Below are 24,564 nucleotides of genomic sequence, written 5' to 3'. Positions count from 1 at the left end.
CCCCAATTCCGGACAGCCGACCAGACCACTTGGCCTCAGCGCGGCAGGGCCTCGGCGATCTGCACGGCGTTGAGCGCCGCGCCCTTCAGCAGCTGGTCGCCGGACAGGAAGAGCGACAGGGTCCGGCCGGTGGGATCCGACAGGTCGGCGCGGATCCGGCCCACCAGCACGTCGTCGCCGCCCGAGGCCTCGTTGGGCATGGGGTAGTGATTGGCCGCGTGATCATTGACCAGCCGCACGCCGGCCGCGTCGGCCAGCCAGGCCTCGGCCTCCGCCGGGGTCACGGGGCGCTCGAACTCGACCGTCAGCGCCATGGAGTGGGCGCGCAGCACCGGCACCCGCACGCAGGTGAAGGACAGCCGCATGTCCGGCGCCGCCAGGATCTTGCGGATCTCGGCCATGGCCTTCAGCTCTTCGCCGTTATAGCCGCTGGCGGCGTCGACATCGGCGTTGTGGCTGAACAGGTTGAAGGCGTAGGGGTGCGGCAGCACCTTCGGCGCATAGGCCTCGCCGGCAAGATAGGCGGTGGTGGAGGCCTCGAGTTCGGCCATGGCCGCGGCCCCGGCGCCGGAGGCCGACTGATAGGTGGCGCCGATCACCCGGGTCACCGGGTTGCGGGCGTGCAGCGGGGCCAGAGCCATCACCGCGATGGCCGCCACGCAGTTGGGATTGGCCACCAGGGCCGGGCGGTCGGCGAGCAGGGCGCCATTGACCTCGGGCACCACCAGGGGCGTGCCCTCGTCCATCCGGAAGGCCGAGGAATTGTCGATCACCACGCAGCCGGCCGCGGCAGCGATCGGCGCGTACTGGCGGCTGATGGTGGCGCCGGCCGAGAACAGGGCCACGTCCATGCCCTGCAAGCTGTCAGGGCCCAGCGCCTCGATCACCACGTCCTGACCCTTGAAGGGCAGGGTGCGGCCGGCTGAGCGCGCCGAGGCGAGCAGCCGCAGCGAGGCGACGGGAAAGCCCCGCCGCTCAAGGCAGCCCATCAGTTCAACGCCCACGGCGCCGGTGGCGCCGACAATGGCGACGTTCAGGGGGCGGGCCTGGGCCTGGTCGGGGAAGCTGGGATTGGGATGCGTCATGGGTCTCTCCGGGGATGAGCCGGGGACCGGGAGCGGCGAAGGTTAGGAAACCCTGCGACCCCGTCCTGCCGGCGGGGTCTGCTGAGGGTTGTTATGCGGCGTGCGCGCGCGAACCCCCAGGCCCCGAGAGCCCGGTCGTTTTAATCGCGCTTTTAATGGTCATGCACCGCATGAAGGCCCGATAGCCCATCAACCCCGCGCCTGTCAAAGCCTGCGGCTTTTCGCCTCCCGCCGATCACGCCTGCGGCACACGGGAAGGGTGCTTGACACCATCTGCGGACAGGCGCGTTCTTCTCCTCATGCAAGTCCAAGTCGCTGGAAAGCATGTCGCCGTCGGAGAGGCCCTGCGTGAGCGGGTCACCGATGAAATCACCGGCTCCATCGGGAAGTACTTCGATCGCGGCGGCATCGCCGACGTGGTCGTCAGTCGCGAGGGCCATTCCTTCAGGGTCGACTGTGCGGTGAAGCTGGCCTCCGGCCAGTCCCTGCAGAGTCACGGTCTGGGCAATGACGCGCATGGCGCGTTCGACGCCGCCCTGGCCAAGATCGAGAGCCGCATTCGCCGGTATAAGCAGCGATTGAAAAGCCACTCGATCGCCGCCACCGCACGCCAGGCCGAGACCGCCTCCTATTTCGTGCTGCGCGCGCCGGACGATGACACCGACGAGGCCTGGGACGACGCCGACTCAGCGGCGACCGGTCCCTTCCCCTCGGCCATGGTGATCGCCGAAACGGAGAAAGCGCTCCGCACGATGACCGTTTCCATGGCGGTCATGGAGTTGGACTTGACGGAATCTCAAACAATCGTGTTTAGGAACGCGGCCCACGGCGGATTGTCCGTGGTATATCGCCGGCCCGACGGGAACATCGGCTGGATCGATCCCGAACGCACCAAATCGCCGAACGGGAACGGGGCGAACGGAACGGCTCCCTAGGGATCGCGTTTCGCCTGCTCCGCGTCGGTCTACGTGGGGCGGGCAGTGTAATTGGGCGTCGCGAGACAATGTTGATTGGTGAGATTCTGGATCGCGCGGCCATCGCGCCGCGTGCGAGCGCGTCCAGCAAGCGTCAGGTCCTGGCGGCGATCTCCGAGATCGCGTCGCGCAATTTCGGCCTGGAGTCCGCCCGCGTGCTCGAGGCCCTCACCGAACGCGAGAGCCACGGCTCCACCGGCGTCGGCCACGGCGTCGCCGTGCCCCATGCCCGGGTCGAGGGCCTGCAGCGGATGTGCGGCGTGTTCATGCGCCTGGAGCAGCCGGTCGACTTCGCCGCCATCGACGACCAGCCGGTCGATCTGATCTTCGCCCTGCTGGCTCCGGCCAATGCGGGGTCGGAGCATCTGCGGGCCCTCGCCCGCGTCTCCCGCGTCCTGCGCCAGGGCGACCTGCGCGAACAGCTGCGCCAGGCCCGCACCGCCGACGCCATCCACGTCCTGCTCGCCCAGGAAGCCCGCTCGACCGCGGCCTAGACGCGGGCCTGCAGGGTCGATCGCAGGAAGACGGTCCACGAACCACACGAACCACACGAACGGATTCGTGGCCGCCCCCGGCGGGGTGGGTTGTCGAGGTGATGGACAGAAGCCTGTCGGAAACGACCTGAACTGGCGCGGGCTCGTTCGTGTCGTTCGTGTGGTTCGTGGACAATAAGATCTAGTGCACCGACACCGGCGCGAGCTCATGGGCCAGCGCGGCGGCCATGGCGGTGTCCTTGTCGGTCATCACGGCCAGGCGTTCGCCATTGGCGCGGTGGACCGCGTAGAGCACTTGGTCGGGCTGGAGTTCGAAGCCCTCGATCTGGCCGTTCGGGGTCGAGGCCAGGATCTCGGCGGCCTTGATCGGCCGGACATAGACGAGATCGGGGCCGCCCAGGGCGGCGAAGGCTTCCAGAGAAAGATCGGTCGCGAAATTGGGTGTCATAATGACCACCTCCTTGAAACACTAACGCTTATGACGCCCTCCGGGTTCGGCCGGGCGCCCAGTCCGTCCTCAGCCGGCCGTCTGGATCGGAATGCGTTTCACCAGACGATCGGGTTCGGGACGGTCGAGATCGATGTGCAGCAGGCCATGCTCGAGCAGGGCGCGCTCGACCACCATGCCGTCGGCCAGGACGAAGGAGCGCACGAAGCCGCGCGCGGCGATGCCGCGATGCAGATAGGCGTCCTCGGCCTTGCCCCCGCCGTCCTCGCGCTTGCCCGCCACCGTCAGGTGCCGGTCCTCAAGCGTGATCTGCAGGGTGTCGGGCGTAAAGCCGGCCACCGCCAGGGTGATGCGAAGCGCGCCCGCGCCCCGGTCCTCCACATTGTATGGCGGATAGCTTTCGGCGGCGGCCTTGGCCGCGCGCTCGATAAGGCTTCGCGTATGCTCGAACCCCAGCAGGAAGGGGCTGTCGAAAACCACAGATCGATTCATTCCAGAGTCCTCGCAAGATCAAGCGACTCTCCGAGGCTCCGCCCAGAACCGGCGCGTCCCTCGGATGACTTCAATGTGGTGATGCTTTCCGCAAGGTTCAATGGAGCGTCGCGCCAACTCTGTTCCGCTCTTGCCTGAGGCGCGAGCCAAGGCCAGGAAAGGGCATGGTCAGACCCCTGAATTTCGCCCTCGCCTATGCGGTCGACAGCTTCTCCATGGCCGGCAAGATCATGGGCCGCCAGAGCGCGGGACAGGGGCTCCTGAAGGCCATCGTCGACATGTGGCCGGCCGGCGAGTTGCACGCCCTGGGCGTCTTCTCCGGCGAGGCCAAGGCGTTCGGCGAGCAGCTCCAGGGTCTGAAGTTCCGGGGCCGCCTGCAGTGGCATCGGGGGCCGCCCGCCCCGCTGGGGGATCGGCTGGGCGCCCTCTACTGGCCGGCCCCCGTCGTTCCGCGCCTGGCCCATGCCCGCAACGCGCAGGACCCCCGCCGCTACAGCCTGTTCGGCGTCACCCACACCCTGGCGACGGTGGAGAGCATGGACGCCGTCGCCGTCCAGGCGCTCGCGCCCTTCCAGCCCTGGGACGCCTTGATCTGCACCTCGCAGGTGGCCCGCGACGTGGTGCTGCGGCTGCAGGCCGACTATCGCGACTGGGCGGCGCGCGAGCTGGGCGCCGACCGCTTCGTCCAGGTCCAGACGCCGGTGATTCCGCTCGGCGTCGACACCGACGCCCTGCGCCGGACCCCGGCGACCATCGCCCGCGCCCGGACCGCGCTCGGCCTCGCCGAGGACGAGGTGGCGTTCCTGTTCGCCGGGCGGCTGGTCTTCCACGCCAAGGCCAATCCCGCCCCGCTCTATCAGGCGCTTGAGGCGGCCGCCCGGCGGACGGGCCGCCGGCTCGTCCTGCTCGAGGCCGGGGTGTTTCCGACGCCCGCGGTGCGCGACGTCTATCGCGCGGCCCAGGCGGCGCTCGCCCCCTCGGTGCGCATCCAGCATGTCGATGGCGCCGACGCCCGGGCCTACGCCTCGGCCTGGCAGGCGGCCGACGTCTTCGCCTCCCTGGCCGACAATGTGCAGGAGACCTTCGGCCTCACCCCCATCGAGGCCATGGCCGCGGGCCTGCCCGTCCTGGTCAGCGACTGGAACGGCTATCGCGATACGGTCCGTGACGGGCTCGACGGCTTCCGGGTGCGCACCGTGGCCGCGCCGCCCGGCGCCGGCGGCGATCTCATCTCCCGCTATGCGGAGGAGCGCGACACCTATGACCAGTTCGTCGGCCGGCTGTCCTTCGCCACGGCCGTGGATGTCGCCGAGCTTACAGACCGCATCGCCACCCTGGCCGGGGACGCCGAGCTGCGCGCCCGCATGGGCGCGGCGGGCCGGGCCCGCGCCGTCGCCGACTATCGCTGGCCGGTGATTCTCGAGCGGTACCTGGACCTGGTGGAAGAGCTGGACGGCCTGCGCCGGGCGGCTCCGGCCGCGCCGCCGGTCGCCTGGCCCGCCCGGCCTGACCCCTTCGCCCTGTTCGCGACCTATCCGACGGCGATCCTGTCCGACGCCTGGACGGTCGCCGCCGCCCCGGGGTCGGGCCAGGCCCTGCAGACCCTGCTCCAGCTTCACCTCGCCAAGGCCCTGGTCGACGAACACCTGCCGCAGGCGACCCTGGTCGCCCTGCACCGCCTGGCGGAGGCCGGCGCCCCCAGCGTCGCCAGTCTTGTGGCCGCCATGGGCGGCCCGCCGGCCGTGGCCCGTCGTGGCGTGATGTGGCTCGCCAAGTTCGGCCTGGTCGTCCTGACCCCGGCCTGAGCCCTACCAGCGGTTCTCCACCTCCTCGGCGAAGCCCAGCAGGTTGTCGATCCTCAGCCGCGTCCCGTCGTCCAGCCCGACCGCGCCGGAGAACCGGCCGAACACCTGGTGCTGGATCGAGCGCAGGATCCCGAGGTCGGTGGCCGAGGCCCGGTCGACGATCGGCTCGAAGCTCATCTCGAACCGGCCGTCGTTGCTGGTGAAGCGCCAGGGCCCGCCATCGTGCGCGCCCTTGGGCAGGTGGAAGGTCACCTCGCCCAGCTTGTGGGCCACGCCGTCCAGGAAGACCATGTTCTCGCTGGCCGCCGAGGTGTCCCCGAACCCGTGGCCGATGTTGAAGCCGAAGGGCCGCCCGTCCACCAGGCCCGAGGCCGAGCCCCAGTACCAGGTGTTGTCATAGGTCCAGACGCCCCGGCCCCAGTCGAGCACCCCGAAGGCCTCGGCCGGATCGAACCGGTGGCGCGTCCCGCCCACGACCACCTCGCCCTCGGCGGCCAGGCAGTTGATCTTCTGGTTGTAGTAGAAGGCCCTGGGCGCGTTCGGGAACGGGGTGGCGATCACCATCCGGTCCATGGGCGGCTGGCGCAGGAAGATCTCGCCCTTCAACCCCTTGCCGCCGTCAAATCCCGGCTGGTCGACGATCAGCCGCCGCCCGCCCGCCTCGTGGCGGAATTCAAGGCGGATCCCGCCGTGCGCCTGGACGATGTCGCCCGCCTCTGCGGTCTCAGGCAAGCCCATGCGCCCCATGGGAAAGCCCAGCATGGCCGCGCCATTGGTCGCCGTCTTGGCCTCGAAATCCATCCAGGCGGTGGCGAGCAGGCCCATATAGCCGTTGTCGGCCACGGTTAGCGCCAGGCCGAACCTGGGCCCCAGCACCGCGTAATAGTCCCATTCCTTCAGCCGCCACTTCGGCGCCTTCACGGCGGCGCGGGCATAGGTCTTCACCTCGGCGGTCGCCCAGCCGGGCTCTGTCAGCCGGCCTCTGGCGTCGAGCAGGGGGCCGGGCCCCATTCGGTGCTGCATCTCGTCTCCCCCTGGCGACCCCCGGCCTGTATGGCCCGGACCGCCAGGGGCGGGAAAGGCCCTAGCGCTTCTGGTCCAGGTCGCGCACCGCGCCGCGGGCGGCGCTGGTGGTGAAGGCGGCATAGGCCTTGAGCGCGGTGGAGACCTTGCGGTTGCGGGGCGCAGCCGGCCGCCAGGCGGCGTCGCCCTTGGCCTCCATGGCCGCGCGCCGCGCCGCGATCTCGGCCGGCGCCACCTGCAGGCTGATGGAGCGGTTGGGGATGTCGATGGCGATGATGTCGCCGTCCTCGACCAGGCCGATCAGGCCGCCCTCGGCGGCTTCCGGCGAGACGTGGCCGATCGACAGGCCCGAGGTGCCGCCGGAGAAGCGGCCATCGGTGATCAGGGCGCATTCCTTGCCCAGGCCCTTCGATTTCAGATAGCTGGTTGGGTACAGCATCTCCTGCATGCCCGGCCCGCCGCGCGGCCCTTCATAGCGGATGACCACCACGTCGCCGGCCTTGACCTTGCCGGTCAGGATGGCGCTGACCGAGGCGTCCTGGCTCTCGAACACCGCGCGGGGCCGGAGAATTTCAGGATGCTCTCGTCCACGCCGGCGGTCTTGACGATGCAGCCGTCGGGGGCGAGGTCGCCCTTCAGCACGGCCAGGCCGCCGTCCTGGGAGAAGGCGTGGGCGGCGTCGCGGATCACGCCCCCGGCGCGGTCCAGGTCCAGTTCCTCCCAGCGGCGGCTCTGGCTGAACGCGACCTGGGTCGGCACCCCGCCCGGGGCGGCGCGGAAGAAGGTGCGCACGTCCTCGCTGTTGGTCCGCGCGATGTCCCAGCGGTTCAGGGCCTCGGCCATGGTCGTGGCGTGGACGGTCGGTAGGTCGGTGGTGAGCAGGCCGGCGCGGTCCAACTCGCCCAGGATCGCCATCACGCCCCCGGCGCGGTGGACGTCCTCCATGTGCACGTCGGACTTGGCCGGGGCGACCTTGGACAGGCACGGCACCTTGCGCGACAGCCGGTCGATGTCGTCCATGGTGAAGTCCACCTCCGCCTCGTGGGCGGCGGCCAGCAGGTGCAGCACGGTGTTGGTCGAGCCGCCCATGGCGATGTCCAGGCACATGGCGTTCTCGAAGGCCGCGAAGCTGGCGATCTTGCGGGGCAGCACGCTCTCGTCGTCCTGCTCGTAATAGCGCCGCGTGATGTCCACGACCGTGCGGCCGGCCTCCAGGAACAGCCGCTCGCGGTCGGCGTGGGTGGCCAGCACCGAGCCGTTGCCGGGCAGGGACAGGCCGAGCGCCTCGGTCAGGCAGTTCATCGAATTGGCGGTGAACATGCCCGAGCAGGAGCCGCAGGTGGGGCAGGCGGCCCGCTCGATCGCCGAGACCTCGGCGTCCGACACCGCCTCGTCGGCGGCCGCGACCATGGCGTCCACCAGGTCCAGCGCCACTTCCTTGCCCTTCAGCACCACCTTGCCGGCCTCCATCGGCCCGCCGGACACGAAGACCGTGGGGATGTTCAGCCGCAGGGACGCCATCAGCATGCCGGGCGTGATCTTGTCGCAGTTGGAGATGCAGACCAGCGCGTCCACGCAGTGGGCGTTGGCCATGTATTCCACGCTGTCAGCGATCAGTTCGCGGGAGGGCAGGCTGTAGAGCATGCCGTCATGGCCCATGGCGATGCCGTCATCGACCGCGATGGTGTTGAATTCCTTGGCCACCCCGCCGGCCTGCTCGATCTCGCGGGCGACCAGCTGGCCCAGGTCCTTCAGGTGCACGTGGCCGGGCACGAACTGGGTGAAGCTGTTGACCACCGCGATGATCGGCTTGCCGAAATCGCCGTCCTTCATGCCTGTGGCGCGCCACAGGCCGCGGGCGCCGGCCATGTTGCGGCCGTGGGTGGAGGTGCGGGAGCGATAGGCGGGCATGGCGGGATCTCGCGTGAAGGTCCCGTCTCCGTAGCCCATCGCCAGACAGTGGTGAAATATATTACTCTGACCCAATTAGGTCGCAGGACATATCACCGATGGACGTGCGCCAGCTTCGCCACTTCGCCGCCGTCGCCGAACCCTGCATTTCGGCGCGCGGCCCTGAAGCTCGGCATGACTCAGCCGCCGCTCAGCCAGTCGATCCAGGCCCTGGAGCACGAACTCGGCGCGCCTCTGTTCCTCCGCAGCAAGCGCAGCGTGGCGCTCACCCCCTTCGGCGAGCAGTGGCTGGTCCCGGTCCGCGCCGTCCTGGCCGACCTCGCCGACCTGCCCGGCGTCGCGCGGCGACTGCGCGACGGGGACGCCGGCCGGCTGGAGCTGTCCTTCGTCTCCACCGCCGACTATTCCGTCCTGCCCGCCCTGGTCCGCCGCTTCGCCGGCCTCTATCCGGCGGTCGAGCTGGCCCTGACCGAGGCCACCAGCGACGTGCAGATCACTGACCTCGTGGAGGGCCGGGGCCATGCGGGCATCATCATCCCGCCGCCGGGCGGCGTCCTGCCCCAGGCCCTCAGCTACCGGCCCCTGGTGACCGAGCCCCTGGTCGCCGCCGTGCCGGAGCTCTGGATCGAGGCCGGACGCCTGCCGTCCGCCGACGCCCTGCCGCCGGCCGCCGTGATCGACGCGCCCCTGATCATCTTCCCCCGCCGCTCGGCCCCGGCCTTCTACGACCTGGTGACCGGCTATTTCACCGCCCATGGCGGCCAGGCCCGGGTCACCCAGGAGGCGGTGCAGATGCAGACCATCATCAGCCTGGTCTCGGCCGGCATGGGCCTGGCCCTTGTGCCCGCCTCCCTGCGCCACCTCGCCCGCACCGGCGTCCGCTATCTCCCGCTCGCCGGCGAAGCGCCGACCCTGGAGACCGGCCTCGCCTGGCGTCGCGACGACGCCACGCCCACCCTGGAGCGGTTCCTCAAGGTCGCCTGGGAAGTCGCTGCGGCGTGAAGCGCCGCCCTCACGCCCCCGGGATCGGCAGCCGCTCCATCACCTCCACCCGGTCGCCGGGGAAGATGGTGAAATGCGGGTGGTCCTTGAACAGGGCGGCGGCCTCGTCATGGCTCTCGGCGGTCAGCACCACATAGCCGCCCACCTGGTTGCGGATGTCCTCGACGCCTCGCTTCGAGACGCTCTTGGTCGAGCCCACCGGCCCGCCCGCCTCGACGAGCCGCCCGGCATTGGCCGCCATCCACGCGCCCCAGGCGGCCATGCCGCGGGCCATGTCGGCCTCGCTCATGTCGGCGGGGGTACGGGCTGAGTCGGCCGAGCCCATGAACAGCGCCAGAAAGGTCTTCATCCCGGTGTCCTCCATTCGCCGGCGCTCTGCCGGTCGCCCATAGGACGCGCATCCGCGGGCCCAACCGACAAGCCCGCGCCGCCCCGACCATGGAAAAATTGACGAAGCCGGTCGCGCCTGATCCAACCCGGCCGCCGCCCTTCGCCCTTTCGGACGCCTTCCCATGACCGACGCCCGCCGCATCGTGCTCTCCAGCGACCACGCCGCCATTCCGCTGAGGCTGGCGATCGCCGCCCATCTGGCGGCCCAGGGCTGGGAGGCGGTGGATATCGGTCCGACGGAGGCGCAGAGCACGCCCTATCCTGAGCGGGGCGCGGAGGCCGCGCGGCGGGTGGCCTCCGGCGACTGTCAGCTGGGGATCATCCTGTGCGGCACGGGCCAGGGGATCATGATGGCCGCCAACAAGATCCCGGGAATCCGCTGCGGCGTCTGCTCTGACACCTTCTCCGCCCGCATGATCCGCCAGCACAACGACGCCAACATGATCGCGATCGGCGCCCGCGTGGTCGGCGAGGGCCTGGCGCTGGACATCGTCGACGCCTTCCTGGCCGCCGCGTTCGAGGGCGGCCGTCATGCGCCACGGGTCGAGATGATCAAGGCGCTGGAGAAGGGTTAGGGCCCGACCGGCGCGGTCTGGGCGAAGGTGATCACCAGGGCGTCGCGATAGGCGGGCCGGGTCGGATCCACCGCCTGGATCGGCGTCACCCCGTGGCGCACGCGGCGGTCGTCGAGGAACACCGCGTCCATCGGTTCAGCCAGGACGAAGCGATCGAGATCGTCGTCGCCGCCGGCGCCGGCGATCCGCGTCACGCCCTCCGCGACGTTCTCGCGGGCGATCAGCATGACGAACACCCAGTCCACGCCGTCGCGGTGCAGGCCCTCAGGGGTCGGGCTGGCGGTTTGGCCAGGCTCGGGCTCGATGCGGAACTGGTGCAGCTCCACATGCCAGTCCCGCGCCCCGGCCTCGCCCGTGACCATCCGGTCGCAGGCGGCGAGCACGGCCTGCATCGCCGGATTGGCCAGGGTCGCGTCCGTCACCGGCTCGAACCATCGCTGCACCCCGCCATTCAGTGGGTTGTAGTCGCGGCTCTGATAGTGCGGCTGGTGCGGCTTGCGCACGAACGCGCCCTTTGACGCCGACAGGGCGGCGTGCCGGCGGCGGCGATAGCGTCCGCCATCGGCCATGAACCGGTCCTCGCCCAGATCATTCCAGCTCTCCGCCAGGACGGGCCACGCGGCGGCCGCCTCCGGCCCCAGGACCGCCGCCATCTGGCGCGCAGGGATGAAGTCGAACCCGTCGCGGCGCACCAGGGTATGGAGGTCAGGCTGTGTCATGGGGGCAGATATGGGCGTGCATGGCTGAAGCACAAACGGAAGCGACCACACGCGCATTCCCTCGCCCCCTTGGGGGAGAGGGTAGGGTGAGGGGCGCGTAGCGAGAGCGAAGCGTCTTTCGGCGAGCAGGTTACCGGCGGCGGGTCAGCAAGAACCCCTCACCCAACCCTCTCCCCGCGAAGCGGGGCGAGGGCTCGAAGCGCGCGTCCGGCGCAACCCCCAAATGGAAACGGCCGCTTCCGGTGGGAAGCGGCCGTTATGGTGGAGCTAAGCGGAGTCGAACCGCTGACCTCTTGAATGCCATTCAAGCGCTCTACCAACTGAGCTATAGCCCCGAAGTTTCGGGTTCTTCGGGTGGTGGGCGAAAGCCCCGTCCCCGAAGAGGCGCGGAACCTAGTCCGACAGTTTGCTGCGATCAACCCCGCCCGAAGGAATTTTTCGGGCGGGATCGTCGCAGGCGTTTTACGGCCGGAATCTAGCGATCGTCGTCGTCGCCTTCGCCGGGGAGGCCGTCGATCTCGGTGTCGTCGAAATCGTCTTCCTCGTCCTCGAGGAACGGCACGTCGGCGTCGTCCTCTTCCAGGTCCTCGTCGTCTTCCTGGAAGCCGGCCAGTTCGTCTTCCGGCGCGGCGATCGGCTCGCCGTCCTCGTCGTCGTCGACGGCCAGGATCGGCTCATCGACGGCTTCGTCGATGGCCGGGGTGACGATCTCGTCTTCTTCCTCGTCCTCCGCGTCGGGCTTGGCGCGGACTTGATCTTCGCGCTCGTCGTCGAGCTCGTGATCGGTCGGGGCGACGCGGGCGCGCACGCGGCGGCTGCGGACGGCCTCGTCAGGGTCGAATTCGTTGGCGCATTTCGGGCAGACCGCGGGGCGACGACCGAGGTCGTAGAATTTCGCCTGGCAGTTCGGGCAGATTTGCTTTGCGCCCAGTTCAGGGTTGGCCAAGTGGAGGGCCTCTAAGCAGGGGTTCAAATTGAAGCCGGCTCACTTGCCACGCGAAGGCGCCGCTGTCAAAAGCAAACCCCCTCGTGAAAACAACAGGCTTGGTATTCCCATGACGTCGGCTGGACTGACCGCGCGACGCGGCGGCCCGCTGCGGGGTCGCGTGCGCGCCCCTGGCGACAAATCCATTTCTCATCGGGCCCTGATCTTCGGCGCCCTGGCGAACGGCGTGACCGAGGTCGAGGGCCTCCTGGAAGGCGAGGACGTGAAGCGTTCGGCGCAGGCCATGGCCGCCTTCGGCGCCGAGGTCGAGCGGCTGGGCGAGGGCCATTGGCGAGTGGTGGGCAAGGGCGGCTTCGCCGAGCCGTCCGACGTCATCGACTGCGGCAACGCCGGCACCGGGGTGCGGCTGATCATGGGCGCCGCGGCGGGGTTCGACCTGGCCGCCACCTTCACCGGCGACGCCTCCCTGCGCGGCCGGCCGATGAACCGGGTGCTGAATCCTCTGCGCGAGATGGGGGCGGTTTTCCTCGGGCGGTCCGGCGGGCGGCTGCCGCTCACCCTGCAGGGCGGCGGTCTGAAGCGCATCGCCTATCGCCTGCCCATGGCCTCGGCCCAGGTGAAGTCGGCCGTGCTGCTGGCCGGGCTGCACGCCGAGGGCGGGGCCCTGGTCATCGAACCGGAGGCCACCCGCGATCACACCGAGCGGATGCTGCGCGGCTTTGGGGCGACGGTGAATGTCGAGATCATCGACGGCGTCGGACACATCGACCTGCCGGGCGGCCAGGTCCTGACCGGGACCCATGTGCGGGTGCCGGGCGATCCGTCCTCGGCCGCCTTCCCCCTGGTCGCGGCCCTGATCACCCCCGGCTCGGAGGTGACGGTGGAGGGCGTGCTGCTGAATCCCCTGCGCACCGGCCTGTTCACGACCCTGAAGGAGATGGGCGCGGACCTCGAGATCACGAACATCCGCGTCGAGAGCGGCGAGGAGGTCGGCGACATCACGGCCCGCTATTCCGACCTGGCCGGGGTCGAGGTCCCGCCGGAGCGGGCGCCTTCGATGATCGACGAATATCCGATCCTGGCGGTGGCCGCGGCCCACGCCCGCGGGGCGACCCACATGCGCGGCATCGGCGAGATGCGGGTCAAGGAGAGCGACCGGATCGCGCTGATGGCCGCCGGCCTGGCCGCCTGCGGCATTGGGGTCGAGGAAGAGCCCGAGGGCCTGATCGTGGTCGGCGCGGCCAAGGCCAATCATCCGGCCCGCGGCGGCGCGCGTGTGGTGACCAAGGGCGATCACCGGATCGCCATGTCGCACTTGGTCATGGGGCTGGCTTCAGACCAGCCGGTCAGCGTTGACGAACCCGGCATGATCGCCACCTCGTTCCCGGGCTTCGTTCAGATGATGGTCGGGCTGGGCGCCGACCTCGGAGAGACCGCGTGAGCGGCTTCGTGATCTGCGTCGACGGGCCGGCCGCTTCCGGCAAGGGCACCATCGCCAACCGCCTGGGCGCGCTTTATGGCCTGCCGGTGCTGGATTCCGGCCTGCTCTATCGCGCCGTGGGCGTGATGCTGCAAAGGGCCGGCGGGAACCTGGACGACGCGGGCGAGGCCGGCGCCATGGCCCGGACGCTGAAGGCGCAGATGCTGGCCGATCCGGAGTTCCGCACTCGGGCCGCCGGCGAGGCCGCCAGCCGCGTCGCGGTTCATACCCCCGTGCGCATGGCGCTTCGGGATCTCCAGCTCGACTTCGCGCGCCAGCCCGGCGGCGCCGTGCTGGACGGCCGCGACATGGGCACGGTCATCTGCCCGGAGGCCCCGGCCAAGCTCTATGTCACGGCCGACCCGGAAGTTCGCGCCGAGCGCCGCTGGAAGCAGCTGACCGGCCAGGGCGAGGCGGTCGAGCTGGCCGATATCGTCGACGACATCAAGAAGCGCGACGCCCGCGATTCCGGCCGCGCCGACTCGCCCATGGTGGCCGCCCCGGACGCCGTCTTGCTGGACACCAGTAAAATGACTATAGAGCACGCCACCGATGCGGCCCGCCGCATTGTCGAGGCGGCGCGCGCCCGCTGGGAGTCCTCCCGGTAAGCAAATCCACCCGCGCCTTTCCCTCGTCGCCGCGGGCAAACACACCGGCGCGGAAACCCGCGCTATCGGTTGCAACCCTTAACCCGACACGGGGACTCCGTCTGGACGCCAAGCGGCTGCCGGGCCCCATGTCATTTGAAGACGAAAGATCAATATGGCTGACGATATGGGCCTCAACCCCTCGCGCGACGATTTCGCCGCGCTGCTCGACCAATCCATGGGCGGGCGCGATTTCATGGAAGGCTCTGTGGTTCAGGGCCAGGTCGTGGGCATCGAGAAGGACTTCGCGATCATCGACGTCGGTCTGAAGACCGAAGGTCGGATCTCGCTGAAGGAATTCGGCCTCGGTGAGGACGGCAAGACCCCGCTCAAGGTCGGCGACACCGTCGAAGTGTTCCTGGAACGCGTCGAAAACGCCATGGGCGAAGCGGTCATCAGCCGCGACAAGGCCCGCCGCGAGGAAGCCTGGACCCGTCTTGAAGGCGTCTATGAGCGCAACGAGCCGGTCATGGGTTCGATCGTCGGCCGCGTGAAGGGCGGCTTCACCGTCGACCTCGGCGGCGCCTCGGCCTTCCTGCCGGGCAGCCAGGTCGACATCCGCCCGGTCCGCGACGTCGGCCCGCTGATGGGCCGCGAGCAGCCGTTCGCGATCCTGAAGATGGACCGCCCGCGCGGCAACATCGTGGTCTCGCGCCGCGCGATCCTGGAAGAAGCCCGCGCCGAACAGCGCACCGAGCTGGTCTCCCAGCTGCAGGAAGGCGAAATCCGCGAAGGCGTCGTCAAGAACATCACCGACTACGGCGCGTTCGTGGACCTGGGCGGCATCGACGGCCTGCTGCACGTCACCGACATGAGCTGGAAGCGCGTCAACCACCCGAGCCAGGTGCTCGCGGTCGGCGACACGGTGAAGGTCCAGATCGTCAAGATCAACCCGGACACGCAACGCATCAGCCTCGGCATGAAGCAGCTGCAGTCCGACCCGTGGGACGGCGTGGAAGCCAAGTATCCGGTGGGCGCGAAGTTCACCGGCCGGATCACCAACATCACCGACTACGGCGCCTTCGTGGAGCTGGAACCCGGTGTCGAAGGCCTGGTCCACGTCTCGGAAATGTCCTGGACCAAGAAGAACGTCCACCCCGGCAAGATCGTCTCGACCTCGCAGGAAGTCGACGTGGTCGTGCTGGACGTCGATCCGTCCAAGCGTCGCGTGTCGCTCGGCCTGAAGCAGGCCATGGACAACCCCTGGGACGCGTTCGTCGCCGCTCACCCGATCGGCTCGACCGTCGAGGGCGAAGTCAAGAACGCCACCGAGTTCGGCCTGTTCATCGGTCTGGAGAACGACATCGACGGCATGGTCCACCTGTCCGATCTGGACTGGGCGGTCGCCGGTGAAGAAGCCATCGCCCGCTACCACAAGGGCGAGATCGTCAAGGCGCGCGTCCTCGACGTCGACATCGAGAAGGAACGCATCAGCCTCGGCATCAAGCAGCTGGCTGGCGATCCCCTGGCTGGCGACGGCTTCCGCAAGGGCCAGACCGTCACCGTCACCGTCACCGAGGTCACCTCGGGCGGCATCGAAGTGAAGTTCGGCGAAGACGACGCCCCGATGACCGCCTTCGTGCGCAAGTCGGACCTGTCGCGCGACCGCGCCGACCAGCGCCCCGAGCGCTTCGCCGTGGGTGACCGCGTCGACGCTCAGGTCACCAATGTCGACAAGGCCGCCCGTCGCGTCTCCGTCTCCATCAAGGCCCTGGAAATGGCCGAGGAGAAGGAAGCCATCGAGCAGTTCGGGTCCTCGGACTCCGGCGCCTCGCTGGGCGACATCCTGGGCGCGGCTCTCCGCGAGAAGGCCCAAAAGGAGTAGGCTTCCGCCTGCACCAATAGGTTGGTGGAGCCCCGTCCGGCATGTCCGGGCGGGGCTTCGTCGTTTTCAGGCGCCGGGTTTGGCGGCGCCGCGACCCGGATCGATAGAGTGAAATGCGGGTCAACCCTTTTCCCGCCTTGAACATCCCAAAGGACTCGACCATGTTCCGACCGCCGCAAGACCGGAACAGGGTATGATCAAGTCGGAACTCATCGCCAAACTCGCCGAAGAGAATCCGCATCTCACGCAGCGCGACATTGAGCGCGTGGTGGGGGTGATCCTGGAGCGCATGATCCTGGCCCTGGAAGAAGGCGGCCGGGTCGAGCTGCGCGGCTTCGGGGCCCTGTCGGTCCGCTCGCGCGACGCGCGCGCCGGTCGCAACCCGCGCACCGGCGAGGCGGTCGACGTCCGCGCCAAGCACGTGCCGTTCTTCAAGAGCGGCAAGGAGCTGCGCGAGCGGCTCAACGCCGACGAATAGGCCCTGCCGCCCGTTCTGGGGCGGTCAGGATTGACCTTTCGCCCCGGATCGCGGGAACCTGAGCCTTGAACCTCAGGAGGCCGCCATGGGCATCTTCAGCGAATTTCGGGAATTCATCGCCCGCGGCAGCGTCATTGACCTGGCCGTCGGTGTGATCGTCGGCGCGGCCTTCAACAACATCACCAAGAGTCTGGTCGAACAGGTGATCATGCCGCCGATTGGCCTGATCACCGGCGGCGTCGACTTCTCGGACATGAAGCTCGTCCTGCGGCCCGACAATCCCGCGACCAAGATCGATGAGCTGGTCGCCATCCAGTACGGCGCCTTCCTCAACACCGTGATCCAGTTCCTGATCGTCGCCTGGGTGGTGTTCCTGCTGGTCAAGGCGGTGAACGCCATGCGCCGCAACGACGCCGCCAAGCCCGAGGCCGAGCAGCCGCCGCCCAGCCACACCGAGGCCCTGCTGATGGAGATCCGCGATCTCCTGAAGGCGCCCGCCGCCAAATAGGCGGGCTCAGCCGGCCTGGAAGGTCCAGATCGGCCCGGACCAGTGCTCGCCGTCGCCGGCCAGCTGCTCCAGCTGCGAGACATTGGCCGCGGCCTCGATGGCGCGCGGCCAGAAGGCCCTGGCCGTCAGGTTGCGCTCGGCCACCGCCACCTCCCAGCGGCCAGGATATTGGGCCAGGATCTGGCGCACCGCCTCGGCCCCACGCCCGCCGCGGCGATATTTCCGGGCGATGAAGAACTCGCCCATGTTGCGCTCCACGCTCCCGCCCCGATGGGAGTGGGTGTTGAGAAGTGCAAAGCCGATCGGCCGGTCGCCGGCCAGGATCAGCAGGGCGTGCCGGTCGGGCGCGGTGAAATGGTCGTCCAGATGGGGCAGTTCGCCCAGGCCGCCCGCCGCGTCGAACTCGAAACGATCGGACTCCGTCGGCTCCAGCTCCGAGAAATCGTAGATATAGAACTGGGCCAGGCCGGCGATCAGAGGCGCTTCCGATGCGGCGGCCTCGCGTACGCTCGTTTTCAGATCCATCCGTCCCGCTCCCTCGCCCTTGCGGCGTCGATACCATGCCCGCGCGCCTTGCGCGCGGCGTGAGGAGTCCCCTAAGCCTCCGACGCGCGGGCCATGCCGGCCGGACGCGAAGCGGGATGACGGGAGCGCGATATGGACGAAGCCTCGACGGCGACGACGGCCGGCTCGTGCCTATGTGGCGGAATCGCCTTTGAGATTTCCGGACCGTTCGAGGCCTTCTTCCTCTGCCACTGCTCCCGCTGTCGCAAGGACACGGGCTCGGCCCACGCGGCCAATCTGTTTTCGAGCACCGCCAAGCTGACCTGGTTGTCCGGCCAGGACTGATCAGGACCTATCAGGCGCCGTCGACGCGCCACCAGCGGAGCTTCTGCGGCGTCTGCGGCTCCGCGGTGCCGGGCCTCCAGTCAGGGGGCGCCCTGCTGGTCGCACCGGCGGGCAGCCTCGACGGCGAGATCGACATCCGCCCCGCCGCCCATATCTGCTTCGCCAGCCGGGCCAGCTGGGATGAGCGGCTTGAGGAGATTCCCCGGATGGACGGACTTCCAGGCTAGGCCGGGATCAGGTTCGCCCTCGGGACCACAAGCCCCGCAAGCCCTTGCGCCAGACCCATCGAACACCCTAATCCCGACCCATGACCGTCACGGCCAAGATCTGCGGAATGAAGACCCCCGAGGCCGTTCAGGCGGCCGTGGACGGGAAGGCGAGCCATATCGGCTTCATCTTCTTCCCCAAGAGCCCGCGCGACATCACGCCGGAGGCCGCCGCGCGCCTGACGCCGCCGGCCCGGGCTAAGAACGTCAAGGTGGTCGCCGTCACGGTCGATCCCGACGACGAGATGCTGGACCGGCTGACCCGCATCCTGAAGCCCGATCTGATCCAGCTGCACGGCCACGAGACCCCGGCCCGCGCCCGCGACGTGGGCCGCCGGACCGGGGCGGGCGTCATCAAGGTGCTGCCGGTCTCCACCGCCCACGACCTGTCGGCCGCCAAGGCCTATGAGGCCGCGGTCGACCACCTGATGTTCGAGGCCAAGGCCCCGGCCGATTCCGAGCTGCCCGGCGGCAACGGCGCGCGCTTCGACTGGAGCCTGATGATGGGCCACCGGTTCCAGCGCCCCTGGCTGCTGGCCGGCGGACTGGACCCCTGGAACGTGGTCGACGCCGTGCGGTTGTCCGGCGCGCCCCTGGTGGACGTTTCCTCTGGCGTGGAGCGCGGACCCGGCTTAAAGGACCCGGCCTTGATCACGGCGTTCCTTGAAGCCGTCCGCCGCGCCTGAACGTATTGCCTGAGCCCCTTCCCAGAGCCGAGTGATAGTGACGTGAACGCGCCGACCCCCGCCCCCAACGATTATTCCGCCTATCCGGACGCCCAGGGCCGGTTCGGGGACTATGGCGGCCGCTACGTGCCCGAGACCCTGATGCCGCTGGTCCACGAGTTGGACGCGGCCTATCGGGCGGCGAAGGCCGATCCCGCCTTCCAGGCCGAGCTCTCCGGCTTCCTGACCCACTATGTCGGACGCCCCAGCCCGCTCTATTTCGCCGAGCGTCTGACCCGGCACTATGGCGGCGCCAAGATCTATCTGAAGCGCGAGGAGCTGAATCACACCGGCTCCCACAAGATCAACAACTGCATGGGCCAGATCCTGCTGGCGCGGCGCATGGGCAAGACCCGGATCATCGCCGAGACCGGCGCGGGTCAGCACGGGGTGGCCTCGGCCACGGTCTGCGCCCGCTTCGGCCTGCCCTGCGTGGTCTATATGGGTGCCGTCGATGTCGAGCGGCAGAAGCCCAATGTGTTCCGCATGAATCTGCTGGGCGCCCGGGTCGAGGCGGTGACCTCCGGCTCGGCCACGCTCAAGGACGCCATGAACGAGGCCCTGCGCGACTGGGTCACCAACGTCCACGACACCTATTACATGATCGGCACGGCGGCCGGCATGCACCCCTATCCGGAGATGGTCCGCGACTTCCAGTCGGTGATCGGCAAGGAAGTGCGCGAGCAGACCCTGGCCGCCGAGGGCCGTCTGCCCGACGCGGTGGTCGCCTGCGTCGGCGGCGGCTCCAATGCCATCGGCATCTTCCATCCGTTCCTGAACGACGAGGGCGTCCGCCTCTATGGCGTCGAGGCCGCCGGCGAGGGCATGGACACCGACCGCCACGCCGCGGCGATCAATGGCGGCCGCCCGGGCGTGCTGCACGGGAACATGACCTATCTGCTGCAGGATCCCGAGGGCCAGATCACCGAGGCCCACTCGATCTCGCGGCCTCGACTATCCCGGCATCGGGCCAGAGCATTCCTGGCTGCACGATGTCGGCCGGGCGACCTATCTGACCGCCACCGACGCTGAGTCTCTGGAGGCGTTCACCCTCCTGGCCCAGCTGGAAGGCATTCTGCCGGCCATCGAGTCCGCCCACGCGCTCGCCCGCCTGGGCGACGTGGTGAAGGACGTCGGCAAGGACGGTATCGTGGTGCTGAATCTTTCCGGCCGCGGCGACAAGGACGTCGCCACCGTGGCCGCCCATCTCGGACGGACGATTTGACCAAGGCTCGTATCGACGCGCGGTTCGCCGCGCTCAAGGCCGAGGGCCGCGCGGCCTTCGTGGCCTATGTCATGGCCGGCGACCCGGACTATGCGACGGGGCTCGAGATCCTCAAGGGCCTGCCGGGCGCGGGCGCCGATGTGATCGAGCTGGGCTTCCCCTTCTCCGACCCCATGGCCGAAGGCCCGCCGATCCAGCGTGCGGCGCTGCGGGCCCTGGACAAGGGCATGACGCTCACCAAGACTCTGCAGATGATTTCCGAGTTCCGGCAGGTCGACCAGACGACGCCGATCATTCTGATGGGCTACGCCAATCCCCTGATCAACCGGGGTTTCGAGACCTTTGCGCGCGACGCTGCGGCGGCCGGCGCCGACGGCCTGATCGTGGTCGACATCCCGCCGGAGGAGGCCGATCCCCTGGCCGACGCGCTCGACGCCGAACAGATGTCGCTGTTGCTGCTGTCGACGCCCACCAGCGACGACGCGCGGCTGAAGATCATCCAGAAGCGCACCTCCGGCTTCGCCTATTATGTCTCGGTGGCCGGCGTCACCGGGGTGAAGGAGGCCGATGCGGCGGTCGTCGCCCCCCATGTCCAGCGGGTCCGCGCGGCGAGCGGCCTGCCGGTCTGCGTGGGCTTCGGCATCCGCACGCCGGAGCGCGCCGCGGCGGTCGCCCGGGTGGCGGACGGGGTCGTGGTCGGCTCGGCCCTGGTCGAAGAAGTCGCCGAAGCTCTGGCGGTCAACGAAACCGTGACCGCCCGGGTGCTTTCCAAAGTCGATTCCTTGGCTAAGGCTGTGCGTTCCGCGCGAGTCGAAAGCCTCACGGTGTAAGACCCCATGGCGATGGCTGAACAGCGAAACGACAAGGCCGGCAAGACTCCGGCGTCCACGACCCCGCGTGAGCGCGGCGGGTGGCTGGCCAAGATCGCGCCCGGCGTGCGCAATCTGGTCGCCAAGCGCGAGACGCCTGAGAATCTGTGGGTCAAATGCCCCGACACTGGGGAGATGATCTACCGCTCGGACCTGGAGGCGGCCCTGTGGGTCACCCCGTCCGGCAGCCACATGCGGATCGGCGCGGCCCAGCGCCTGCGCTACACCTTCGACGACGGAAAGTTCGAGCCGATCGAGGCCCCCAAGGTCGTCGAGGACCCGCTGAAATTCCCCGACGAGCGGCCCTATGGCGATCGCCTCAAGGCGGCCCGCAAGGCGACCGGCGCCCATGAGGCGCTGAGCTCGGGCTACGGGACCATCCAGGGCCAGCCGGCCGTGGTCTCGGTCCAGGACTTCAGCTTCATGGGCGGTTCGCTCGGCATGGGCGTGGGCGAGGCCTTCATCAAGGCCGCGCAGGAAGCCGTCCGCCGTGAGTGCCCCTATGTGATCTTCACCGCCGCCGGCGGCGCGCGCATGCAGGAGGGCACGCTCGCCCTGATGCAGATGGCCCGCACCACCCTGGCGCTGAACGAGGTCAAGGCCGCGGGCCTGCCCTATATCGTCGTGCTCACCGACCCGACGACGGGCGGGGTCTCGGCCTCCTACGCCATGCTGGGCGACATCCACCTGGCCGAGCCCAACGCCATGGTCGCCTTCGCCGGCCGCCGGGTGATCGAGCAGACCATCCGCGAGGTGCTGCCGCCGGGCTTCCAGCGCGCCGAGTTCCTGGTGGAGCGCGGCATGATCGACCGGGTGGTGACCCGCGCCGAGATCCCGTCCGTGCTGGGCTCGCTGCTCAAGACCCTGATGATGGGTCGCGACCACACCAAGGCCGCCTGACCTTCCCCTTCGAACCGGCAGACCGCGATGTATGACCCCATCCGCGCCTCGGACGCGGTGATCCAGCGTCTGCGCGCCAATCACCCGTCGCTGATCGACCTGACCACCGGCCGGGTGGAGCGGCTGCTCGCGGCCCTGGGCCATCCGGAACGGCGGCTGCCGCCGGTGATCCATGTGGCCGGGACCAATGGCAAGGGCTCGACCGTGGCCTATCTGCGCGCCATCGCCGAGGCCGCAGGCCTGAAGGTTCACGCCATCACCTCGCCGCACCTCGTCCGGTTCGCCGAACGCATCCGGGTGGCCGGGACCCTGATCAGCGACGAACGCCTCGACGAACTGACCGACCGCCTGGAGGCGGCCAACGCCGGCCAGCCGATTAGCTTCTTCGAGATCACCACGGTCCTGGCGCTTGAGGCCTTCGCCGACACCCCGGCGGACCTGTGCATCGTCGAGGTGGGGCTGGGCGGCCGGTTCGACGCCACCAATGTGTTCGACGCCCCGGCGGTCAGCGTCATCACCCCGGTCGACTACGACCACCTTGAGATGCTGGGTCCGGAGCTGGACAAGATCGCCTGGGAGAAGGCCGGGATCATCAAGGCCGGCCGGCCGGTGGTCTCCGCCCGCCAGATGATGGAGGCCGAGGACGTGATCCTGGCCGAGGCGGTGGCGCTGGGCGCGCCGGTCACCCTGATGGGCCGCGACGCCGACGCCTGGGCCGAGCGCGGCCGGCTGATGGTGCAGGTGGGCGAGCGCCATCTCGACCTGCCCGCCCCGTCGCTGTTCGGCACGCACCAATTCGACAACGCCGGCCTGGCGGTGGCGGCCATTCTCACCCTGAACGATCCGCGCATCGACGAGGCGGCGATCGCCAAGGGGGTCGCCTCGGCCGTCTGGCCCGCCCGCTTCCAGCGCCTGACCGCGGGCCCGCTCGGCGCGCTTGCGCAGGCCCGGGGCGCGGACCTGTGGCTGGACGGCGGGCACAATCCGCATGCGGGCCGGGCCCTGGCGGAGTCCGTGCGGGGCCTGGTGGCGCGCGATCCGCGGCCGCTGGTGCTGGTGTCGGCGATGTTCGCCCGCAAGGATTCGGTGGGCTTCTTCGCGCCCTTCGCCGAGCTGAACCCCCAGGTCTTCGCGACCAGCTTCGACTCGCCCAACGCCGCGACCGCCGAGGACATCGCCCTGGCCGCGCAGCAGGCGGGGCTGAAGGTCGAGACGGTGGCGGACGTGACCGAGGGTGTGCGCCGCGCGCTCGCCCTGCCCGGCCCGCCGCCCCATGTCCTGGTCTGCGGCGGCCTGCATTTCGCCGGCGAGGTCCTGGCCCTCAGCCCCGAGACCTGGCCGAGCTGAAGGTCAAGCCGTTCGGGCGACCAGGGCCTTCAGGTCCGCCGCCATCCGGGCCATGACCCCGGCCCAGTCGCCGTGCCGATCCTGGCGATAGAGGGTGACGGCGTCGTACCAGGGGCTGTCGGCGCGATCCCACAGCCAGCGCCAGTCGGTGCCGGCCCAGGGATAGGGGATCCAGCAGGGAACCCCGAGCGCGCCGGCCAGATGGGCGGGGGCCGTGTCGACCGAGACCACCAGGTCCAGCTGGGCCATGATCGCCGCCAGATCCCCGAAATCCTCGCGCGGAACCTGGAGATCGATGATCCGGGCGCCGCAATCGCGCAGGGGCGCCAGGGCCTCCGGGCTGGGCAGCGACCGATAGCGGTCGCGCGGCTGGTTCGGGTTGCCATGCCAGACCACGCCGACATTGAACCCCGGCGCCGCGAACCCAGACCATTTCGCCTGGCGTCCGGCGGGTACGGCCAGATAGGGCGCGCCGGACAGGGTCTCCAGGCTCACACCCAGGCGGCCGGGCAGGGAGGCGGGATAGACCCAGTAGTCGTGCGGCGGGACCGACGCCTCCGCATCGACGACGATGATCTCGTCGGCGAGGTCGGCCATCAGCGGGGCCAGCAGCCGTCGGCTGGCCAGGGTGACCTTGGCGGCCCCGCGCCGCCTCAGCGCCGGTGCGAAGCGAGCGAACATGATCTCGTCGCCCAGGCCCTGCTCGATGGTGATGAGGATGGAGCGGCCGGCCAGGTCTTCGCCGCGCCACATGGGGAATTTGGTCAGGGGGGCGGAGACCCCCTCGCCGGGGACCTCGAGCCTTGCCTCATAGAGCGGCCAGCCCTCGGCCCAGCGGCCCAGGCTCAGCAGCAGATGCCCCAGATGCAGGCGGGCGCGCGCGTGGTCCGGCGCCAAGCGCAGGGTCTCGCGATAGGCGGCCTCGGCCTCGGCCCACCGATGGGCGGCGCGGCAGGCGTTGCCGAGATTGAAGCGGATGTCGGGGTGGGCGGGGGCGGCCCGGGCGGCCTCCTCCAGCAGGGCGACCGCCTCGTCGAAACGGTCCAGCCCGCGCAGGACGGAAGCCAGATTGGCCAGGAGCGGCGCGTCCCGGCGACGGGCGAGGACCGCGCGATAGGCGGCCTCGGCCTCGGCCAGCCGACCCTGGCGATGCAGGGCGGCGGCCGCTTCATACTGCCGTCGGGCGACGTCTGGCTCGGACATGGTCCGACGCTAGACGACCGCCCGGCGCAAGACGAGCCGGGTCAGATCCCGGCTTCGTTCAGCCATTCGACGATCTTCTGCTTGGGCATGGCGCCGACCTTCATCGAGGTCATCTGGCCATCCTTGAACAGCATCATGGTCGGGATGCCGCGCACGCCGTAGCGCGAAGGGGTGGTCGGCGATTCTTCAATGTTCAGCTTGGCCACGGTGACCTGGGCGCCCAGCTCGGCGGCGATCTGCTCCAGGGCCGGGGCGATCTGCTTGCAGGGGCCGCACCATTCGGCCCAGAAGTCGACCAGCACAGGCTTGCCGGATTGGAGGACGTCCTTCTCGAAGGACTCGTCGGTGACCGCTACGGTGCTCATCTAAAGCTCCCTT

26 protein-coding genes, 1 tRNA gene and 2 pseudogenes are annotated in these 24,564 nt (G+C 69.5%); 17 read left to right on the top strand and 12 right to left on the bottom strand.

Annotation, left to right across the window (positions count from 1 at the left end; all coding sequences use genetic code 11):
• Nucleotides 1–35 precede the first annotated feature (35 nt).
• A complete protein-coding gene (locus MQH10_RS09440) occupies nucleotides 36–1,085 on the bottom strand; it encodes an aspartate-semialdehyde dehydrogenase (RefSeq protein ID WP_242563802.1) in 1,050 nt (349 codons plus the stop codon).
• Between the two features lie 299 nt (nucleotides 1,086–1,384).
• On the opposite strand from MQH10_RS09440, the gene hpf reads away from it, so the two are divergent.
• Together hpf and ptsN are read left to right on the top strand one after the other, a co-directional pair.
• Nucleotides 1,385–2,020: a ribosome hibernation-promoting factor, HPF/YfiA family gene (gene hpf, locus MQH10_RS09435; protein WP_242563801.1), complete on the top strand. Its 636-nt coding sequence runs from the start codon at nucleotides 1,385–1,387 to the stop codon at nucleotides 2,018–2,020.
• A gap of 68 nt (nucleotides 2,021–2,088) precedes the next feature.
• A complete protein-coding gene (gene ptsN / locus MQH10_RS09430) occupies nucleotides 2,089–2,553 on the top strand; it encodes a PTS IIA-like nitrogen regulatory protein PtsN (RefSeq protein WP_242563800.1) in 465 nt (154 codons plus the stop codon).
• A 181-nt stretch (nucleotides 2,554–2,734) separates the two neighbouring features.
• Here the strand turns inward: ptsN and MQH10_RS09425 are convergent, their stop codons facing one another.
• Entirely contained in the window at nucleotides 2,735–3,001 is a 267-nt protein-coding gene (locus MQH10_RS09425) for a DUF1150 family protein (RefSeq protein ID WP_242563799.1), read from the bottom strand.
• Between the two features lie 69 nt (nucleotides 3,002–3,070).
• Nucleotides 3,071–3,493 (bottom strand): Hsp20 family protein, encoded by a 423-nt coding sequence (locus MQH10_RS09420; RefSeq protein WP_242563798.1) that lies wholly within the window; start codon nucleotides 3,491–3,493, stop codon nucleotides 3,071–3,073.
• A gap of 164 nt (nucleotides 3,494–3,657) precedes the next feature.
• On the opposite strand from MQH10_RS09420, the gene MQH10_RS09415 reads away from it, so the two are divergent.
• Nucleotides 3,658–5,298, top strand: coding sequence for a glycosyltransferase family 4 protein (locus tag MQH10_RS09415; protein WP_242563797.1), 1,641 nt, complete (start codon nucleotides 3,658–3,660; stop codon nucleotides 5,296–5,298).
• Between the two features lie 3 nt (nucleotides 5,299–5,301).
• Here MQH10_RS09415 and MQH10_RS09410 read toward each other — a convergent pair whose 3' ends face one another.
• Nucleotides 5,302–6,321 (bottom strand): DUF2804 domain-containing protein, encoded by a 1,020-nt coding sequence (locus MQH10_RS09410; protein ID WP_242563796.1) that lies wholly within the window; start codon nucleotides 6,319–6,321, stop codon nucleotides 5,302–5,304.
• A 61-nt stretch (nucleotides 6,322–6,382) separates the two neighbouring features.
• Nucleotides 6,383–8,232, bottom strand: a pseudogene (ilvD, locus tag MQH10_RS09405) (dihydroxy-acid dehydratase).
• Between the two features lie 174 nt (nucleotides 8,233–8,406).
• Here ilvD and MQH10_RS09400 point away from each other — a divergent pair.
• Nucleotides 8,407–9,234 carry a LysR substrate-binding domain-containing protein gene (locus tag MQH10_RS09400; protein ID WP_336605072.1) on the top strand — a complete coding sequence of 276 codons (828 nt, stop codon included), beginning with the start codon at nucleotides 8,407–8,409 and terminating at the stop codon, nucleotides 9,232–9,234.
• 10 nt (nucleotides 9,235–9,244) lie between these two features.
• On the opposite strand, the gene MQH10_RS09395 is transcribed toward MQH10_RS09400, so the two are convergent.
• Entirely contained in the window at nucleotides 9,245–9,583 is a 339-nt protein-coding gene (locus MQH10_RS09395; protein WP_242563795.1) for a YciI family protein, read from the bottom strand.
• Nucleotides 9,584–9,746: 163 nt separating this feature from the next.
• On the opposite strand from MQH10_RS09395, the gene rpiB reads away from it, so the two are divergent.
• Nucleotides 9,747–10,199 carry a ribose 5-phosphate isomerase B gene (gene rpiB, locus MQH10_RS09390; protein ID WP_242563794.1) on the top strand — a complete coding sequence of 151 codons (453 nt, stop codon included), beginning with the start codon at nucleotides 9,747–9,749 and terminating at the stop codon, nucleotides 10,197–10,199.
• Here the strand turns inward: rpiB and MQH10_RS09385 are convergent.
• From MQH10_RS09385 to MQH10_RS09375, 3 genes are all read right to left on the bottom strand, one after another.
• Nucleotides 10,196–10,918, bottom strand: a complete 723-nt coding sequence (locus MQH10_RS09385; protein WP_336605071.1) for a 2OG-Fe dioxygenase family protein — start codon at nucleotides 10,916–10,918, stop codon at nucleotides 10,196–10,198. The two genes, rpiB and MQH10_RS09385, sit on opposite strands and share 4 nt — an antisense overlap.
• Before the next feature lie 259 nt (nucleotides 10,919–11,177).
• Nucleotides 11,178–11,253, bottom strand: a tRNA-Ala gene (locus tag MQH10_RS09380).
• A gap of 140 nt (nucleotides 11,254–11,393) precedes the next feature.
• Entirely contained in the window at nucleotides 11,394–11,864 is a 471-nt protein-coding gene (locus tag MQH10_RS09375) for a TIGR02300 family protein (protein ID WP_242563793.1), read from the bottom strand.
• Between the two features lie 109 nt (nucleotides 11,865–11,973).
• Here MQH10_RS09375 and aroA point away from each other — a divergent pair, with 109 nt between their 5' ends.
• The 5 genes from aroA to mscL all read left to right on the top strand — a co-directional run bounded on the left by aroA (nucleotide 11,974) and on the right by mscL (nucleotide 16,802).
• Nucleotides 11,974–13,305, top strand: a complete 1,332-nt coding sequence (gene aroA / locus MQH10_RS09370; protein ID WP_242563792.1) for a 3-phosphoshikimate 1-carboxyvinyltransferase — start codon at nucleotides 11,974–11,976, stop codon at nucleotides 13,303–13,305.
• Nucleotides 13,302–13,952, top strand: a complete 651-nt coding sequence (gene cmk / locus MQH10_RS09365) for a (d)CMP kinase (RefSeq protein ID WP_242563791.1) — start codon at nucleotides 13,302–13,304, stop codon at nucleotides 13,950–13,952. Before aroA ends, cmk begins: the two co-directional genes overlap by 4 nt.
• A gap of 154 nt (nucleotides 13,953–14,106) precedes the next feature.
• Entirely contained in the window at nucleotides 14,107–15,816 is a 1,710-nt protein-coding gene (rpsA, locus tag MQH10_RS09360; RefSeq protein WP_242563790.1) for a 30S ribosomal protein S1, read from the top strand.
• 193 nt (nucleotides 15,817–16,009) lie between these two features.
• On the top strand, nucleotides 16,010–16,294 hold the full coding sequence (locus MQH10_RS09355) for an integration host factor subunit beta (protein WP_242563789.1): 285 nt from the start codon (nucleotides 16,010–16,012) through the stop codon (nucleotides 16,292–16,294).
• 85 nt (nucleotides 16,295–16,379) lie between these two features.
• A complete protein-coding gene (gene mscL / locus MQH10_RS09350; RefSeq protein WP_242563788.1) occupies nucleotides 16,380–16,802 on the top strand; it encodes a large-conductance mechanosensitive channel protein MscL in 423 nt (140 codons plus the stop codon).
• A gap of 6 nt (nucleotides 16,803–16,808) precedes the next feature.
• On the opposite strand, the gene MQH10_RS09345 is transcribed toward mscL, so the two are convergent.
• Nucleotides 16,809–17,327: a GNAT family N-acetyltransferase gene (locus MQH10_RS09345; protein ID WP_242563787.1), complete on the bottom strand. Its 519-nt coding sequence runs from the start codon at nucleotides 17,325–17,327 to the stop codon at nucleotides 16,809–16,811.
• Nucleotides 17,328–17,459: 132 nt separating this feature from the next.
• Here MQH10_RS09345 and MQH10_RS09340 point away from each other — a divergent pair, with 132 nt between their 5' ends.
• The 7 genes and pseudogenes from MQH10_RS09340 (at nucleotide 17,460) to MQH10_RS09310 (ending at nucleotide 22,983) form a co-directional block, all read left to right on the top strand.
• On the top strand, nucleotides 17,460–17,651 hold the full coding sequence (locus MQH10_RS09340; RefSeq protein WP_242563786.1) for a GFA family protein: 192 nt from the start codon (nucleotides 17,460–17,462) through the stop codon (nucleotides 17,649–17,651).
• 65 nt (nucleotides 17,652–17,716) lie between these two features.
• On the top strand, nucleotides 17,717–17,878 hold the full coding sequence (locus MQH10_RS27250) for a hypothetical protein (protein ID WP_473828309.1): 162 nt from the start codon (nucleotides 17,717–17,719) through the stop codon (nucleotides 17,876–17,878).
• Between the two features lie 80 nt (nucleotides 17,879–17,958).
• A complete protein-coding gene (locus MQH10_RS09330) occupies nucleotides 17,959–18,603 on the top strand; it encodes a phosphoribosylanthranilate isomerase (RefSeq protein ID WP_242563785.1) in 645 nt (214 codons plus the stop codon).
• Nucleotides 18,604–18,645: 42 nt separating this feature from the next.
• Nucleotides 18,646–19,867 (top strand): annotated as a pseudogene (trpB, locus tag MQH10_RS09325) (tryptophan synthase subunit beta).
• Nucleotides 19,864–20,697, top strand: coding sequence for a tryptophan synthase subunit alpha (trpA, locus tag MQH10_RS09320; RefSeq protein WP_242563784.1), 834 nt, complete (start codon nucleotides 19,864–19,866; stop codon nucleotides 20,695–20,697). The pseudogene trpB and the gene trpA overlap by 4 nt, the downstream one beginning before the upstream one ends.
• Nucleotides 20,698–20,703: 6 nt before the next feature.
• The gene (gene accD / locus MQH10_RS09315; RefSeq protein ID WP_242563783.1) at nucleotides 20,704–21,636 is read left to right on the top strand and encodes an acetyl-CoA carboxylase, carboxyltransferase subunit beta; all 933 of its coding nucleotides are present in this window, start codon (nucleotides 20,704–20,706) and stop codon (nucleotides 21,634–21,636) included.
• Between the two features lie 27 nt (nucleotides 21,637–21,663).
• Complete coding sequence (locus tag MQH10_RS09310) at nucleotides 21,664–22,983, top strand: bifunctional folylpolyglutamate synthase/dihydrofolate synthase (protein ID WP_242563782.1); 1,320 nt, start codon at nucleotides 21,664–21,666, stop codon at nucleotides 22,981–22,983.
• A 3-nt stretch (nucleotides 22,984–22,986) separates the two neighbouring features.
• Here MQH10_RS09310 and MQH10_RS09305 read toward each other — a convergent pair whose 3' ends face one another.
• Complete coding sequence (locus MQH10_RS09305; protein ID WP_242563781.1) at nucleotides 22,987–24,186, bottom strand: tetratricopeptide repeat protein; 1,200 nt, start codon at nucleotides 24,184–24,186, stop codon at nucleotides 22,987–22,989.
• 41 nt (nucleotides 24,187–24,227) lie between these two features.
• On the bottom strand, nucleotides 24,228–24,551 hold the full coding sequence (gene trxA, locus MQH10_RS09300) for a thioredoxin (protein WP_242563780.1): 324 nt from the start codon (nucleotides 24,549–24,551) through the stop codon (nucleotides 24,228–24,230).
• Nucleotides 24,552–24,564 lie beyond the last annotated feature (13 nt).

Origin of the sequence: Phenylobacterium aquaticum, from assembly GCF_022695515.1 — a bacterium.
Taxonomy (GTDB): Bacteria; Pseudomonadota; Alphaproteobacteria; order Caulobacterales; family Caulobacteraceae; genus Phenylobacterium; species Phenylobacterium aquaticum.
This window is presented reverse-complemented; position numbering and strand designations above follow the sequence as displayed.

What these genes read in the sequence shown, in the direction of transcription:
- MQH10_RS09440 (WP_242563802.1), bottom strand. Translation starts at nt 1,085, where the DNA reads ATGACGCATCCCAATCCCAGCTTCCCCGACCAGGCCCAGGCCCGCCCC.
- hpf (WP_242563801.1), top strand. Translation starts at nt 1,385, where the DNA reads ATGCAAGTCCAAGTCGCTGGAAAGCATGTCGCCGTCGGAGAGGCCCTG.
- ptsN (WP_242563800.1), top strand. Translation starts at nt 2,089, where the DNA reads ATGTTGATTGGTGAGATTCTGGATCGCGCGGCCATCGCGCCGCGTGCG.
- MQH10_RS09425 (WP_242563799.1), bottom strand. Translation starts at nt 3,001, where the DNA reads ATGACACCCAATTTCGCGACCGATCTTTCTCTGGAAGCCTTCGCCGCC.
- MQH10_RS09420 (WP_242563798.1), bottom strand. Translation starts at nt 3,493, where the DNA reads ATGAATCGATCTGTGGTTTTCGACAGCCCCTTCCTGCTGGGGTTCGAG.
- MQH10_RS09415 (WP_242563797.1), top strand. Translation starts at nt 3,658, where the DNA reads ATGGTCAGACCCCTGAATTTCGCCCTCGCCTATGCGGTCGACAGCTTC.
- MQH10_RS09410 (WP_242563796.1), bottom strand. Translation starts at nt 6,321, where the DNA reads ATGCAGCACCGAATGGGGCCCGGCCCCCTGCTCGACGCCAGAGGCCGG.
- MQH10_RS09400 (WP_336605072.1), top strand. Translation starts at nt 8,407, where the DNA reads ATGACTCAGCCGCCGCTCAGCCAGTCGATCCAGGCCCTGGAGCACGAA.
- MQH10_RS09395 (WP_242563795.1), bottom strand. Translation starts at nt 9,583, where the DNA reads ATGAAGACCTTTCTGGCGCTGTTCATGGGCTCGGCCGACTCAGCCCGT.
- rpiB (WP_242563794.1), top strand. Translation starts at nt 9,747, where the DNA reads ATGACCGACGCCCGCCGCATCGTGCTCTCCAGCGACCACGCCGCCATT.
- MQH10_RS09385 (WP_336605071.1), bottom strand. Translation starts at nt 10,918, where the DNA reads ATGACACAGCCTGACCTCCATACCCTGGTGCGCCGCGACGGGTTCGAC.
- aroA (WP_242563792.1), top strand. Translation starts at nt 11,974, where the DNA reads ATGACGTCGGCTGGACTGACCGCGCGACGCGGCGGCCCGCTGCGGGGT.
- rpsA (WP_242563790.1), top strand. Translation starts at nt 14,107, where the DNA reads ATGGCTGACGATATGGGCCTCAACCCCTCGCGCGACGATTTCGCCGCG.
- MQH10_RS09355 (WP_242563789.1), top strand. Translation starts at nt 16,010, where the DNA reads ATGATCAAGTCGGAACTCATCGCCAAACTCGCCGAAGAGAATCCGCAT.
- mscL (WP_242563788.1), top strand. Translation starts at nt 16,380, where the DNA reads ATGGGCATCTTCAGCGAATTTCGGGAATTCATCGCCCGCGGCAGCGTC.
- MQH10_RS09345 (WP_242563787.1), bottom strand. Translation starts at nt 17,327, where the DNA reads ATGGATCTGAAAACGAGCGTACGCGAGGCCGCCGCATCGGAAGCGCCT.
- MQH10_RS09340 (WP_242563786.1), top strand. Translation starts at nt 17,460, where the DNA reads ATGGACGAAGCCTCGACGGCGACGACGGCCGGCTCGTGCCTATGTGGC.
- MQH10_RS09330 (WP_242563785.1), top strand. Translation starts at nt 17,959, where the DNA reads ATGACCGTCACGGCCAAGATCTGCGGAATGAAGACCCCCGAGGCCGTT.
- accD (WP_242563783.1), top strand. Translation starts at nt 20,704, where the DNA reads ATGGCGATGGCTGAACAGCGAAACGACAAGGCCGGCAAGACTCCGGCG.
- MQH10_RS09310 (WP_242563782.1), top strand. Translation starts at nt 21,664, where the DNA reads ATGTATGACCCCATCCGCGCCTCGGACGCGGTGATCCAGCGTCTGCGC.
- MQH10_RS09305 (WP_242563781.1), bottom strand. Translation starts at nt 24,186, where the DNA reads ATGTCCGAGCCAGACGTCGCCCGACGGCAGTATGAAGCGGCCGCCGCC.
- trxA (WP_242563780.1), bottom strand. Translation starts at nt 24,551, where the DNA reads ATGAGCACCGTAGCGGTCACCGACGAGTCCTTCGAGAAGGACGTCCTC.